The following is a 14,121-nucleotide window of genomic DNA, read 5'->3' as shown; positions in this document are numbered from 1 at the left end:
AGCGGGCTTGCTCGCTCCCTCCTGGGTATGTGCCGTCTGTAGGAACGGGGAAACTTTCCGCCGAGTCTCTCAGTCATCCCTGAATAGCGGTCAACCGACCCATCATTCACGGGAGCAACCATGGCGGCGATACACATCGGCATTTCCGGCTGGCGCTACAAGCCTTGGCGCGGGGATTTCTACCCCGAGGGGCTGACCCAGAAACGTGAGTTGCAGTTCGCGTCACGCGCCGTCAACAGCATCGAAATCAACGGCTCGTTCTACGCGCTGCAAACTCCCAAGCGCTACGCCGAGTGGTACGCGCAGACGCCTGACGACTTCCAGTTCAGCGTCAAGGCGCCGCGCTATATCACGCATATCCTGCGCCTGCGCGAGGTGCACAAGGCGATAGCCAATTTCTTCGCCTCAGGGGTACTGGAGCTGAAAGAAAAGCTTGGGCCGATCCTCTGGCAGTTCCCGCCCAGCTTCCAGTTCGACCCGCCACTGTTCGAAGCCTTCCTGGCCGAATTACCCACCAATACCCAACAAGCCGCCGCCCTCGCCCGCCAGCATGAGCCGCGCCTGAATGGCAAGGCGAGCATGCAACCCCATGGCAAGCGAGCGTTGCGCCATGCCGTGGAGATTCGCCATAAAAGCTTTGCGGTACCGGAGTTCGTGCAGATGCTGGCAACACACGGCGTGGCGCTGGTGGTCGCAGACACCGCCGGCAAGTGGCCCTATCTCGAAGACGTCACCGCCAATTTCCTTTACCTGCGCTTGCATGGCGACAAAAAGCTGTACGCCAGCGGCTACAGCGACGAAGCCCTCAAGCGTTGGGGCGATCGCATCGAGTGCTGGGCGCAGGGCAAGCAACCGGCGGATGCGCATCTGGTCGCCCCACAACGCAAGCCCCGCGCCCTCAAACAGCGCGAGGTGTTCTGCTTTTTCGACAATGACATCAAGGTGCGCGCGCCCTTTGATGCACGCCAATTGCTGCAGCGTTTCGGGCTGGACAAACACCTGATGACAACGCCTGGCACGTTGCCGGAGCCGGGGGTGTTGCCATGACCCAAGTGGAGCTGGTCCCTACCCCACCCACCACGGCCATCACGCATTTCACGGTGCTGACGGTGAATATCCACAAGGGCTTCACCGCGCTGAATCGACGCTTCATCCTGCCCGAGCTGCGTGAAGCGGTGCGCAGCGTCGGCGCCGATATGGTGTTCCTGCAGGAAATCCACGGCACGCACGAACGCCACCCCCAGCGCTACAGCGACTGGCCGAATATGCCGCAGTACGAGTTCCTCGCCGACAGCATCTGGCCGCAGTTCGCTTACGGGCGCAATGCGGTCTACCCCCATGGCGATCACGGCAACGCGCTGTTGTCGAAATTCCAGATCGTGCGCTACGACAACCTCGATATCTCGCAAAGCGGGCATGAAAACCGTGGCCTGCTGCATTGCGTGCTGCGCTTGCCGGGCACCGGGCAGGAAGTGCACGCGATCTGCATTCATTTAGGTTTGCGTGAGGTGCATCGCCAGCAGCAATTGCGCTTGCTGGAGCAGCGCATCAGCGAGATTCCCGCCACGGCGCCGTTGGTGGTGGCCGGCGATTTCAACGACTGGCGCCAGAAGGCCGACCTGAGCCAGAGCGGCCTTCAGGAAGTCTTCGTGCAAGCCCTGGGCAAGCCGGCGCGTACATTCCCTGCACGCCTGCCTTTGCTGCCATTGGACCGAATTTACGTGCGCAATTTGAAGGTGCATAACCCCAGGGTACTGACGACACGGCCGTGGTCTCACCTCTCGGACCATGTACCGCTGTCGGTGGAGATCGAACTATGACCGTTGCCGTAGAGCATATTTCCACTGATCAGCCGCCAGACGAAGCCAAGGCCCGCGACCTGGATTACGGCTGGCAGAGCGGCAACCAGGTCGAGTTGCTGGAGAACGGCGAGGCGTACTTTCCACGGGTCTTCGATGCCTTGCGTAACGCGCGACGGGAGATCCTGCTGGAGACCTTCATCCTCTTCGAAGACAAGGTCGGCCATGAGCTCAAGGCCGTGCTGATCGAGGCCGCGAAACGCGGAGTGAAGGTAGTGGCCAGCCTGGATGGATTTGGTTGCGGCGAGCTGAGCCCGGCGTTCCTGGGGGAACTGGCCGAGGCCGGAGTGGTGGTGCAGATGTTCGACCCGGCGGCCAAGACGCTGGGCATTCGCACCAATTGGTTTCGTCGCCTGCACCGCAAGATTGTGGTGGTGGATGCCGAAGTCGCGTTCATCGGCGGCATCAATTTCTCTGCCGATCACTTGGGTGATTATGGCCCCGAGGCCAAGCAGGATTATGCGCTGCGCATTATCGGGCCAGCGGTGGCGGATCTGCATCATTTCGCGCTTGCGCAAAGTGGCCGCCAGGTACGCACGCGCCGCGGCTGGCGGCGGCGCCAGCAGAGGCCGTCGCTGTGGCGCACCGAAAACGGCGATGGCCAAGTGCGCCTGATTTACCGCGATAACGTGCAGCACCGCGATGACATCGAAGAAGCCTACATCCACGCCTTGAGCCAGGCACAACAACGCGTGGTGATCGCCAACGCCTACTTTTTCCCCGGCTATCGCCTGTTGCGCGAAATCCGCAATGCCGCGCGCCGGGGCGTGCACGTGCAACTGATCATGCAGGGCCAGCCTGACGTGCTGTTGGCCAAACTGGCGGCGCGCACGCTCTATGGTTACCTGCTCAAGGACGGCGTGGTGATTCACGAGTACTGCGAGCGCCCGCTGCACGGCAAGGTGGCGCTGGTGGATGACGACTGGAGCACCGTGGGCTCAAGCAATCTGGACCCGCTGAGCCTGGCGTTGAACCTGGAAGCCAATGTGCTGATTCGTGATCGTGCATTCAATCAGCACCTGTATGAGCGCCTGGAGAACCTGGCCAACAACCATTGCCGCACCCTGCCGGAGAACCGCAAGCAGCGCCTGTGGCTCTGGCGTTTGACCGTCGGGTTCCTGGTCTTTCATGTGATGCGGCATTTCCCGGCGCTGGCAGGCCGGTTGCCGAAACACAAGCCTCGACTCGAACCTTTTGAGGTCCAGCACCATGACATCTGATGCCCAAGGTTCGCGGTTCAAGCGCTGGAAAAAACCGCTGACCATCGCCTTTTTCCTGTTGCTGATCGTGCTGTTCACCTTGCTCGCACGGCGTATCGATTGGAGCGAAGTGATCCAGACCCTGGGCGACTTCAAGGTGCGCACACTGGTGATCGCCAGCGCGCTGACGCTGTGCAGTTTCCTCGTGTACGCCAGCTTCGACCTGATCGGTCGCACCTATATTCGCCAGCCCCTGGTGTGGAAGCAGATTTTGCCGGTGGGCATCATCAGCTACGCGTTCAACCTCAACCTGAGCGCCTGGGTTGGCGGTATCGCCATGCGTTACCGGCTGTATTCGCGGCTGGGGGTCAGCACCGCCAATATCGCCAAAATCCTCGGCCTCAGCCTGGCGACCAACTGGTTCGGCTACATGGCGATAGCCGGGGTTATTTTCAGCAGCGGACTGGTCAGCATGCCGCCCGGCTGGAAAGTCAGCAGCAGTGCGTTGCAGGGCATCGGCGCTGTGTTGGTACTGGTCAGCCTCGGTTATCTGCTGGCCTGCCAGTATTCGAAAAAGCGCGCCTGGACGATTCGCGGCATGGAAATCAACCTGCCGTCCCTGCGCATGGCGTGCTTGCAGTTGATGTTGGGGGCGCTGAACTGGTCGCTGATGGCTGCGGTGATCTTCACCCTGCTACCGGCCAAACTGGACTACCCACTGGTGCTGGGCGTGCTGCTGATCAGCGCGATTGCCGGGGTGCTCACCCATATACCGGCCGGGCTTGGCGTACTGGAAGCGGTGTTCATTGCGCTGATGCAGCATGAAGCGTCGCGGGGCAGCTTGCTGGCGGGGTTGATCGCCTATCGGGCCATCTACTTTATTGTGCCGCTGTTGATCGCGCTGATGATGTACCTCGGCGTGGAAGCCAAGGCCAAGGCGCTCAGGGTCAAGAAGACACCCGCATGAACGCTCTACCGGGACTGGATGATACTCAACCGTTCGCCCACCACCATCTCGGTGACCCAGTCCACCAGGATTGAGGTGTAGGCCTGCTGGGACACCGGATCGCTGAGGGAATGGTCGGCTCCATCGATGATGCGATGTGTCAGGGAATGCGTGTGCTGGCACGCCGCGCGGTAGCTCATGATCGTCGCGTGGGGCACATGGTCATCGGTTTCCGATTCGACAATCAGTACATCCCCGGTAAACACGGAACACGCGTGCAAGGCGCGATTGGTCTCGGCGTGAACCAGCGTACTGCGGTAATCCATCAAGTCGGCCTTATCCAGATCGCGTTTGGGCTTGAGCCATTCTTGGTCGCGGTACAGCGCGGGCACGCGCAGTGCCAGCCAGCGCACGGGGCGCAACGAGGTGAGTATCGCCGCGAGGTAGCCGCCGTAGCTGGTGCCCACCACGGCCACGGCCGAGGTATCGATTGCCGGGTGCGCCAGTAACCGATCGTAAGCCGCCAGCAGGTCGCGCAGATTGTCCTCACGGGTCACTCGCGCCAATGGAATGCCACTACCGGCGTGGCCGCGCAGGTCGAAGGTCAGGCACACGCACCCCAGGCCGGCAATGCCTTTGGCGCGTTCAAGGTCGCGCTCCTGGCTACCGCCCCAGCCGTGCACAAACAATACCCCGGGTACTTTGGACTTGGGGCTCAGGAACGTAGCGCTCATCTGTTCGTCGTCAATATCGATCGCAATGCTTTCGCTTCTAGCCGTCATAAGTTTTAACCGTCACATACTTGAGAAGAAATTCGCTGTTTTGCGCCGGGCCGCGATACACCTCGATGGCGTCGGCGGGCAGCGGTTGGTCCTCGTAGGTTTCCACTGAGGACACACGGATCGCACGCAGGCCGGGATCGTTGATAAACGTTTGCAGGGCGGCGACTTCCGCACTGCTGGCCCCGCCCATGCGCCAGGATTGTTCAAGCACACCACTGCGACGCTGGCCATCGTTGTCCAGGCCCTGGGCGATGTCGTAGTTGCGCCGTGAAGCATAAAAACCGGGGTACGCTTCATCGGCCGCCGTGTCGAAAACCCTGGCTTGTATGATGGCTTCGCGCACGTCATCGGACAGTTCGAGCTGCAACAAATCGTCGTAGCCTCCGGGTACCACCAACAGGTTGGAGCCGCCGTAGACGTCTTCGCCCTGTCCGTCTGTGGTCAGGTATTGCTCGCCGCAGTAGCTCAACACGTGACCGGCGATAAAACTCTGCCCCACGCTATGGGTGACCACATCGTGCAGGTCCTGCTCCAGCACCATGCCTTCACTGAAACGTTGCGCGGCGTCAGGCCGTGCCAGCACCGCGTCGAATTCATCCACGCTGTGGATAACTTCCTGGCCACGCCCCGCGCAGGCATGCACGGGTTTCATGCGAATGGGCCCGCTGTAGAGCAGACGAGTGGCCGCAGGTCGTGCGTCTTCCAGGGCAAAGACACTCAAACCGTCCAATACGACGGTTCGCACACGCTCGCAGAACAGCACTGACCAACCTTCGGGGGTTTTGGCTTGCGGGCTGAGCACACCATGACTGATGGCTTTGGTGCAGATGAAATCGTGATCGACGTAGCCGCCCCACAGGTCTTCCGGGCCATGGACATTGAGTGCGCATGCCTGGGCCTGGCCCACCAGGGTTTGTGTGGGTAAAAGGTACAAGGCTCGACCGGCATGCAACTCGCGGTCGTAGCTGCCACCGAATCTGAGCCCCAGAATCTGCGCCAGCCAGCGTGCCAGGGCACGGTTGGTTTCCACCTCGTGCAACGGCGCGCCCTCGCGTGTGGAGTGAGCGACTACCAGCCTCTTGCGTTGAATCGGGGTCATGCGTCCCCCTTGGCCATCCCGCCATGTATGTGGGGATAAGGTTGCAGGGATCACGCCAAGGCGCGCTGAAAAAGGACGTTTGTGAAATCAAGCAGTTGCAAAGAAAGCGATGGCAGTTAGCCTGTTTTATTCTGCACGACGCCGCTTTAAGGTGGTGGCGTTCTGCACGATTCTGCGCAGCCCATCATCTATCGCGAGGCAACACACATGGTCAAGCAAGCACTCATCCTGATCGATATCCAGAATGACTATTTCCCCCAGGGTAAGTGGCCGCTTGACGGCGTGGAGAGTGCGGCGGACAAGGCCGCACAGGTACTGCAGGCGTTTCGCCAGAAAGGCGATGCGGTGATCCATGTACGTCATGAGTTCACCTCCGACGACGCTCCGTTCTTCACGCAGGGCTCCGAGGGTGCCCACCTGCACAGCAAAGTGCTGAATGAGGGCAACGAGCCGGTGGTACTCAAACACTTTGTGAACGCCTTTCGCCAGACTGACCTGCGCACCCTGCTGGAACAGCGCAGCATCACCGAACTGGTGGTGGTCGGCAGCATGAGCCATATGTGCATCGACGGCGTGGTACGGGCTGCCGCAGACCTGGGGTACAAGGTCACGGTGATTCATGATGCCTGTGCGACACGCGACCTGGAGTTCAACGGCCAGCTGATTCCAGCGGCGCAGGTGCATGGGGCCTACATGGCGTCGCTGGCATTTGGTTATGCCGCCGTGATGTCGGCGGATGAGTACCTGGAGGCGCAGGTGGCGGCAGTTTGACCACCACTTGGCGTGGTTGCGTCAGCGGGTTGCGATAATGAACAGGCGCGGAAACGGCAGCAGCACGGTGCCATCGCCCAGGGCTGGGTAAGCCTGGGTAATCCGCGCCGCGTATTGCTGGAGGAAGTCAGCCCTTTCATCCTCGCTCAAAGGCGCGAGGAACGGCCTGAGGGCAGAGCCCTTGAACCATTCCACCACCGCGGCGTGATCCGCCAATGGATGCTGGTAGGTGGTGCGCCATACATCCACGGTGCTGCAATATTTACTCAGCAGTTCGTAGTAGTAGCTCGCGGTGTGGCGTTCATTGTGTTTGACCGCGCCGATCTTGGCGGACCACGGGCCATCTGCCGCCACTTCGCGGGCAAGCCGGTGGGCGGGTTCATCGAGGTTGTCCGGTGTTTGCACCGCCAGCGTGCCACCGGGCGTCAGTTGCCGGACCAGATGCGGGTAAAGCGTGGCGTGGTCGGGCAGCCATTGCAGGGACGCGTTAGCCAAAATCACATCGAAGGTTTGCGCAGGTTTCCAATCACCGATATCCGCCCGTTCGAAGTTCAGCGCGGGCAGCCGTTGACGGGCGTCCTTCAGCATGTCATCGGAGTTGTCCATACCGGTAATGCGAGCCTGCGGGTAGCGCTCGGCCAACACTTCAGTGGAGTTGCCAGGGCCACAGCCCAGGTCGACGGCATTGCGCACTTGGGTATTGGGAATAGCCGCGACGAGATCGCGCACCGGACGTGTGCGCTGTTGTTCGAACATCGTGTATTGCTTGGCTGACCAGGTCATCGCGGCTTTCCTTCTTTTTGAGGTTGGCCACAGCCTAAATCTTGTGAGCCATGATAACAAATGCCAGGATTGAAGCTCTCCCATACCTTGAAAGTATCCCAATGTTGGAACTGCGCCAGCTCAAAGCCTTCGTCGCTATCGCTGAAGAAGGCTATATCACCCGCGCCGCCGAACGCCTGGGCATGCAACAGCCACCCTTGACGCGGATGCTGCAAAGCCTTGAGGCCCAGCTGGGGGTGAGCTTGATGGAGCGTTTACCGCGTGGCGTGCGCCCCACCACTGCCGGCCTGGCCTTGTTGGATGAGGCGCGGGAAATACTGGCTCAGGCAGAGGGGCTGGCCGACGTCGTGCGCCGAGCCGCGCGTGGTGAACGTGGCCGCCTGGCGATCGGATTTACCAGTTCTGCAGCCCTGCACCCGTTTGTACCCAGTGTATTGCGGCTGTTTCGCGAAACCTTTGTCGGCGTCTCGGTGGTGCTGGAGGAAGCGGGCACCGGCGAACTACTGGATGCGTTGGTGCACGAGAAACTCGACGCGGCGTTTATCCGCTCGCCGCTCAGCGGGACGCAGTCGCTGCAGGACGAACCGATTCTGGTAGAGCCCATGCTGCTGGCGCTGCCGACAGACCACCCCTTGGCAATCGCTCCAGCCTCGCCCCTGCCATTGGCGGCATTGGCGACCGAGTCCTTCGTGCTGTATCGCCGTCGCGTGGGGTTGGGGTTGTATGACGCGATCCTGGTGGCCTGCCGTGAAGCGGGGTTCAGCCCGCAGGTGGTCCAGGAAGCACCGCGCATGACCGCGACCTTGAGCCTGGTGGCGGCGGGACTCGGAGTGTCGATTGTACCGGCGTCGATGCAGCGACTGCGGGGCGACGGCATCGTCTATCGGGAGTTGACGGAGTGCCAGAGCCTGGTGGCGCCGTTGCACTTGGCAACGCGGATCGGTGACGGTTCGGCGGTCTTGGGCCGGTTCAAGGAGATGGTGGTGACAGCGGCGTCGACGGAAGCGTGATCAACGGCAATAAAAAACCCCCGGGAGGTTTAGCCATCGGGGGTTTTGTGTGCTTGGGGTCTTCAGACCTTAGAACGGGATATCGTCATCAAAGCTGTCGAAATCCGGAGCCGGCTGCGGTGCGGCCTGTTGTGGCGCAGGGCGCGACTCACGCTGTGGCTGCTGGCTTGGCTGCGGACGCGACTGCTGTGGGCGCGGCGCCGAGTTGGACATGCCGCCCTGGCCCTGTTGGTCGCCCTGTGGACGGCCGCCCAGCAGTTGCATGGTGCCTTGCATGTCGACCACGATTTCGGTGGTGTAACGCTTGATGCCGTCTTTTTCCCACTCGCGGGTTTGCAGTTTGCCTTCGATGTAGACCTGCGAACCTTTGCGCAGGTACTCACCGGCGATCTCTGCCACCTTGCCGAACATCGACACACGGTGCCATTCGGTTTTCTCGACCTTCTGGCCGGTCTGCTTGTCGGTCCACTGTTCGCTGGTCGCCAGACTCAGGTTGGTCACGGCATTACCGTTAGGCAAGTAGCGAACTTCGGGATCCTGGCCGCATGTACCGACCAATATGACTTTGTTAACCCCACGGGCCATAACGTTCTCCTAGGCTGGGCGCGCTGTCGGCACTGGGTTGACCAGTTGCTCGAGCGTCGCGCGATCCAATAATTCGGTGTCCAATTTGATGTAGATGGCGGCTTCTTCAGCAACAACCACGGCATCGGTAACCCCGGTGACGGCCTTGAGGCGCTCAACCAGACCGGCTTCGCGGATCGCTTCTGGCGATAACGGCAAACGCAGGCTCGTCACATAGGGAGGTTCGCGCATGGTAACAGCAAAGGCCAGCCAGAGGGCAGCCAGACCTGCGCATCCCAGGAACACAACCGACAAACCGCCATGCTGGAACATCCAGCCACCCATGATGCCGCCCAGCGCAGAGCCAAGGAATTGGCTGGTGGAATACACCCCCATCGCCGTGCCCTTGCCGCCGGCCGGTGAAACTTTACTGATCAGCGAAGGCAACGAGGCTTCCAGCAGGTTGAACGCGGTGAAGAACACCACCGTGCCGATCACCAGCGCCCGCAGGCTGTCGCCGAACTCCCAGAAGAATAGCTCAGTGAGCATCAGGGTCGTGACGGCGCCGAGTAAAACTCGTTTCATTTTGCGTTTCTTCTCGCCGTAGATGATGAACGGGATCATGGCGAAGAACGAAATCAACAGCGCGGTGAGGTAGACCCACCAATGCTGCTCCTTGGGCAAGCCGGCTTTTTCGACCAGGGCCAGGGGCAGCGCGACGAAGCTGCACATCAGCATGGCGTGTAATACGAAGATACCTAAATCGAGGCGCAGCAGGTCCGGATGCTTGAGCGTCGGCAACAGCGCCTTGCGTGCGACACCCGATTCACGGTGCTGCAACGTGCCGGTGGACCGCGGCACCATGAACGCCACGATCACGATCCCGAACAACGCCATGCCGCCGGTGGCGAGGAACAACCCGTGCAGGCCGAACGCGCGGGTCAGCAGCGGGCCGACCACCATGGCCACCGCAAACGACAGGCCGATGGTCATGCCGATCATGGCCATGGCTTTGGTGCGATGTTGTTCGCGGGTCAGGTCCGAGAGCAAGGCCATGACGGCAGCGGAAATGGCTCCGGCGCCTTGCAGGATGCGTCCGGCGATCACGCCCCAGATGGAATCGGACTGGGCCGCGAGCACACTGCCGAGGGCGAATACGATCAGCCCGAGGTAGATCACCGGGCGGCGGCCAATGCGGTCGGAAATGATCCCGAATGGAATCTGGAAAATCGCCTGGGTCAAGCCATAGGCGCCAATTGCCAGGCCGATCAAGGCCGGGGTCGCTCCTGCGAGATCCATTCCATAGGTCGCCAGCACCGGCAACACCATAAACATGCCAAGCATACGGAAGGCGAACACTAGGGCCAGACCGCTTGCCGCTCGGGTCTCGCCGCTACTCATGCGTTCGCTGTGGGGATCGTGCATGGAAAAACCTCGTGTGAACCGGCGGCGATTCTACCAGTCCCATCGATTGAGAGGGTATATGCGGCGCTTTGCCGCGCAGCTTTCATGTAAGACTGCACCCGGCACTTTGACAGTGTATATTCATCCAGTCTTTAGCCGTATACTCCTGCATAATTTACGCCCGCCGTGCGAGGCCATCTTGGACAAGATCCTGATTCGTGGGGCTAGAACCCACAACCTGAAGAACATCGACCTGACCCTGCCGCGGGACAAACTGATCGTCATCACCGGCTTGTCCGGGTCCGGCAAATCGTCCCTGGCGTTCGACACGCTGTATGCCGAAGGCCAGCGGCGTTATGTGGAATCGCTTTCGGCGTATGCCCGGCAGTTCCTGTCCATGATGGAAAAACCCGACGTCGACACCATTGAAGGCCTGTCGCCGGCGATTTCCATCGAGCAGAAGTCGACCTCCCACAACCCGCGCTCCACCGTGGGCACCATCACCGAAATCTACGACTACCTGCGCTTGCTTTACGCACGGGTGGGCATCCCGCGTTGCCCGGACCACGATATTCCCCTGGAAGCCCAGACCGTCAGCCAGATGGTCGACCTGGTATTGGCCCAGCCGGAAGGCGCAAAGCTGATGCTGCTGGCGCCGGTGATTCGTGAGCGCAAGGGTGAACACCTTTCCGTCTTCGAGGAACTGCGTGCCCAGGGTTTCGTGCGTGCGCGCATCAACGGCAAGCTTTATGAACTGGACGAAGCGCCGAAGCTCGACAAGCAGAAGAAGCACTCCATTGATGTAGTGGTCGACCGCTTCAAGGTGCGCGCGGATCTGCAGCAGCGCCTGGCGGAATCATTCGAAACGGCATTGAAGCTGGCGGATGGCATTGCCCTGGTGGCGCCGATGGACGACGAGCCGGGTGAAGAGATCATCTTTTCTGCGCGCTTCGCCTGCCCGATCTGTGGCCATGCCATCAGCGAACTGGAACCCAAGCTGTTTTCCTTCAACAACCCCGCCGGTGCCTGCCCGACCTGTGATGGCCTGGGGGTGAAGCAATTCTTCGATATAAAGCGTCTGGTCAACGGCGAACTGACCTTGGCGGAAGGGGCGATACGCGGCTGGGACAGGCGTAACGTCTATTACTTCCAGATGCTGGGGTCGCTGGCGTCGCACTATAAATTCAGCCTGGAAGTGCCGTTCAACCAACTGCCGGCCGACCAGCAGAAAGTCATCCTCCATGGCAGCGGCTCACAGAACGTCGACTTCAAGTACCTGAACGACCGCGGCGATATCGTCAAACGTTCTCACCCGTTCGAAGGCATCGTGCCGAACCTGGAGCGTCGTTACCGCGAGACCGAGTCGGCCAGCGTGCGCGAAGAACTGGCGAAATTCCTCAGCACTCAACCCTGCCCGGATTGCCGGGGTACTCGCCTGCGTCGTGAGGCGCGGCATGTGTGGGTCGGTGAGAAGACCTTGCCGGCGGTGACCAACCTGCCGATCGGTGACGCCTGTGAGTACTTTGGTGTGCTTAAGCTGACGGGGCGTCGTGGGGAAATTGCCGACAAGATCCTCAAGGAAATTCGCGAACGCTTGCAGTTCCTGGTCAACGTTGGCCTGGACTACCTCTCGCTGGACCGCAGTGCCGATACCTTGTCTGGCGGTGAAGCCCAGCGGATTCGCCTCGCCAGCCAGATTGGTGCCGGCTTGGTGGGCGTGCTGTACATCCTCGATGAGCCGTCGATCGGCTTGCACCAGCGCGACAACGATCGCTTGCTGGGCACGTTGAAACACCTGCGCGATATCGGCAACACGGTGATTGTGGTCGAGCACGATGAAGATGCAATCCGCCTGGCGGACTACGTCGTCGACATTGGCCCGGGCGCAGGTGTGCACGGTGGGCATATTGTCGCCGAGGGCACGCCTGCCGAAGTCATGGACCACCCGGACTCGTTGACCGGCAAGTACCTGTCCGGCCGCGTGAAGATCGAGGTCCCGGCCAAGCGCACACCGCGCAACAAGAAGCTGGCGCTGCACCTCAAAGGCGCACGGGGTAATAACCTGCGCAACGTCGACCTGGAGATTCCGCTGGGCCTGCTGACCTGCGTGACTGGTGTTTCCGGCTCGGGTAAATCGACCCTGATCAACAATACGCTGTTCCCCTTGAGTGCCACCGCCCTGAACGGCGCGACCACCCTGGAAGCGGCCGCGCACGACAGCATCAAGGGCCTTGAGCACCTGGACAAGGTGGTCGATATCGACCAAAGCCCGATTGGCCGCACGCCGCGCTCCAACCCAGCGACCTACACCGGGTTGTTCACGCCCATTCGCGAGCTGTTTGCGGGCGTCCCGGAATCCCGCTCACGCGGCTACGGGCCTGGCCGATTCTCGTTCAACGTCAAGGGCGGGCGCTGTGAAGCGTGCCAGGGCGATGGCTTGATCAAGGTCGAAATGCACTTCCTGCCGGACATCTATGTGCCGTGCGACGTGTGCAAGAGCAAGCGCTATAACCGCGAAACCCTGGAGATCAAGTACAAGGGCAAGAGCATTCATGAAACCCTGGAGATGACGATCGAGGAGGCGCGGGAGTTCTTTGACGCGGTTCCGGCATTGGCGCGCAAGCTTCAGACGCTGATGGATGTGGGCCTGTCGTACATCAAGCTGGGGCAATCGGCGACTACCTTGTCCGGCGGTGAAGCGCAGCGGGTGAAGTTGTCTCGCGAGCTGTCCAAGCGCGATACGGGCAAAACCCTGTATATCCTCGATGAGCCGACCACGGGTCTGCACTTCGCGGATATCCAACAACTGCTCGATGTGTTGCACCGTCTACGCGACCACGGCAATACCGTTGTAGTAATCGAACACAACCTCGACGTGATCAAGACAGCCGACTGGCTGGTAGACCTAGGGCCGGAAGGCGGCTCCAAGGGCGGCCAGATCATTGCAGTGGGCACACCGGAGCAGGTTTCCGAAATGCCGCAGTCACATACGGGCTACTACTTGAAGCCGTTGCTGACGCGCGACAAGGCCTGATTTATCGGTACCATGAAAAAGCCCCTGCCACGGCAACGTGACAGGGGCTTTTTCATGGCCGGTGAATCAGAACTGCGATTGCAGGTAATTCTCCAGGCCTACCAACTTGATCAGGCCCAACTGCTTTTCCAGCCAGTAGGTGTGGTCTTCTTCGGTGTCATTCAACTGCACCCGCAGGATCTCGCGGGTGACATAGTCGTTGTGCTGCTCACAGAGCTCGATGCCCTTGCATAGCGCAGCACGTACCTTGTATTCGAGACGAAGGTCGGCGGCGAGCATATCCGGCACCGTGGTACCCACATCCAGATCGTCGGGACGCATGCGCGGCGTGCCTTCGAGCATCAGGATACGGCGCATCAGTGCGTCGGCGTGCTGTGCCTCTTCTTCCATTTCGTGGTTGATACGCTCATAGAGCTCGGTAAAGCCCCAGTCTTCGTACATGCGCGAATGGATGAAATATTGGTCACGAGCTGCCAGTTCGCCCGTCAGCAACGTGTTGAGGTAATCGATTACGTCGGGGTGACCTTGCATCGCCCTACATCTCCCTGCTTGAAAGTTTGTAGTTTGAACCATGATGACTCGAAGGTCACGGGACTAACGGCAGAAAAGTGAAGATATTCCGAGAAAAGTAGCTGAAATAACGCAAAAACCGCCCAAATGAGGGCGGTTC

The 14,121-nt window shown here is 60.5% G+C and carries 13 protein-coding genes; 7 read left to right on the top strand and 6 right to left on the bottom strand.

Translation table 11 applies throughout. The annotated features are described in order from the left end of the window. The first annotated feature begins 120 nt into the window (after positions 1–120). From ACQRBV_RS26215 to ACQRBV_RS26200, 4 genes are read left to right on the top strand one after another with little or no spacing between them, the layout of a single operon-like run. Positions 121–1,047: a DUF72 domain-containing protein gene (locus ACQRBV_RS26215; RefSeq protein ID WP_411985454.1), complete on the top strand. Its 927-nt coding sequence runs from the start codon at positions 121–123 to the stop codon at positions 1,045–1,047. Continuing rightward, positions 1,044–1,820 (top strand): endonuclease/exonuclease/phosphatase family protein, encoded by a 777-nt coding sequence (locus tag ACQRBV_RS26210; protein ID WP_060755274.1) that lies wholly within the window; start codon positions 1,044–1,046, stop codon positions 1,818–1,820. The genes ACQRBV_RS26215 and ACQRBV_RS26210 overlap by 4 nt, the downstream gene beginning before the upstream one ends. Beyond that, positions 1,817–3,079, top strand: a complete 1,263-nt coding sequence (gene clsB, locus ACQRBV_RS26205; protein WP_411985453.1) for a cardiolipin synthase ClsB — start codon at positions 1,817–1,819, stop codon at positions 3,077–3,079. Before ACQRBV_RS26210 ends, clsB begins: the two co-directional genes overlap by 4 nt. Further along, on the top strand, positions 3,069–4,025 hold the full coding sequence (locus ACQRBV_RS26200) for a lysylphosphatidylglycerol synthase domain-containing protein (RefSeq protein ID WP_161548475.1): 957 nt from the start codon (positions 3,069–3,071) through the stop codon (positions 4,023–4,025). The genes clsB and ACQRBV_RS26200 overlap by 11 nt, the downstream gene beginning before the upstream one ends. A 5-nt stretch (positions 4,026–4,030) precedes the next feature. Here ACQRBV_RS26200 and ACQRBV_RS26195 read toward each other — a convergent pair whose 3' ends face one another. Both ACQRBV_RS26195 and ACQRBV_RS26190 read right to left on the bottom strand, forming a co-directional pair. Beyond that, positions 4,031–4,786 (bottom strand): alpha/beta hydrolase family protein, encoded by a 756-nt coding sequence (locus tag ACQRBV_RS26195; RefSeq protein ID WP_104996098.1) that lies wholly within the window; start codon positions 4,784–4,786, stop codon positions 4,031–4,033. Then, a complete protein-coding gene (locus ACQRBV_RS26190; protein ID WP_411985452.1) occupies positions 4,776–5,885 on the bottom strand; it encodes a DUF3182 family protein in 1,110 nt (369 codons plus the stop codon). Before ACQRBV_RS26190 ends, ACQRBV_RS26195 begins: the two co-directional genes overlap by 11 nt. Before the next feature lie 207 nt (positions 5,886–6,092). Between ACQRBV_RS26190 and ACQRBV_RS26185 the strand changes: the two genes are divergently transcribed. Further along, the gene (locus ACQRBV_RS26185) at positions 6,093–6,656 is read left to right on the top strand and encodes a cysteine hydrolase family protein (protein ID WP_411985451.1); all 564 of its coding nucleotides are present in this window, start codon (positions 6,093–6,095) and stop codon (positions 6,654–6,656) included. A 21-nt stretch (positions 6,657–6,677) separates the two neighbouring features. On the opposite strand, the gene tam is transcribed toward ACQRBV_RS26185, so the two are convergent. Continuing rightward, the gene (tam, locus tag ACQRBV_RS26180) at positions 6,678–7,439 is read right to left on the bottom strand and encodes a trans-aconitate 2-methyltransferase (protein WP_411985450.1); all 762 of its coding nucleotides are present in this window, start codon (positions 7,437–7,439) and stop codon (positions 6,678–6,680) included. A gap of 101 nt (positions 7,440–7,540) precedes the next feature. Between tam and ACQRBV_RS26175 the strand changes: the two genes are divergently transcribed. After that, positions 7,541–8,449 carry a LysR family transcriptional regulator gene (locus tag ACQRBV_RS26175; protein WP_411985449.1) on the top strand — a complete coding sequence of 303 codons (909 nt, stop codon included), beginning with the start codon at positions 7,541–7,543 and terminating at the stop codon, positions 8,447–8,449. Between the two features lie 69 nt (positions 8,450–8,518). On the opposite strand, the gene ACQRBV_RS26170 is transcribed toward ACQRBV_RS26175, so the two are convergent. After that, complete coding sequence (locus ACQRBV_RS26170; RefSeq protein WP_003232445.1) at positions 8,519–9,034, bottom strand: single-stranded DNA-binding protein; 516 nt, start codon at positions 9,032–9,034, stop codon at positions 8,519–8,521. Between the two features lie 9 nt (positions 9,035–9,043). Beyond that, a complete protein-coding gene (locus tag ACQRBV_RS26165) occupies positions 9,044–10,438 on the bottom strand; it encodes an MFS transporter (RefSeq protein WP_060755282.1) in 1,395 nt (464 codons plus the stop codon). Between the two features lie 178 nt (positions 10,439–10,616). On the opposite strand from ACQRBV_RS26165, the gene uvrA reads away from it, so the two are divergent. Next, on the top strand, positions 10,617–13,451 hold the full coding sequence (gene uvrA / locus ACQRBV_RS26160) for an excinuclease ABC subunit UvrA (protein WP_411985448.1): 2,835 nt from the start codon (positions 10,617–10,619) through the stop codon (positions 13,449–13,451). A gap of 66 nt (positions 13,452–13,517) precedes the next feature. Here uvrA and bfr read toward each other — a convergent pair whose 3' ends face one another. Continuing rightward, positions 13,518–13,982 carry a bacterioferritin gene (gene bfr, locus ACQRBV_RS26155; RefSeq protein ID WP_015886133.1) on the bottom strand — a complete coding sequence of 155 codons (465 nt, stop codon included), beginning with the start codon at positions 13,980–13,982 and terminating at the stop codon, positions 13,518–13,520. Positions 13,983–14,121: the final 139 nt, after the last annotated feature.

It is taken from the genome of Pseudomonas sp. R11F (genome assembly GCF_050312575.1).
Classification (GTDB): Bacteria; Pseudomonadota; Gammaproteobacteria; order Pseudomonadales; family Pseudomonadaceae; genus Aquipseudomonas; species Aquipseudomonas palleroniana.
Note: the sequence above shows the minus strand (reverse complement) of the source record. Positions and strands in the feature narration are given on the sequence as shown.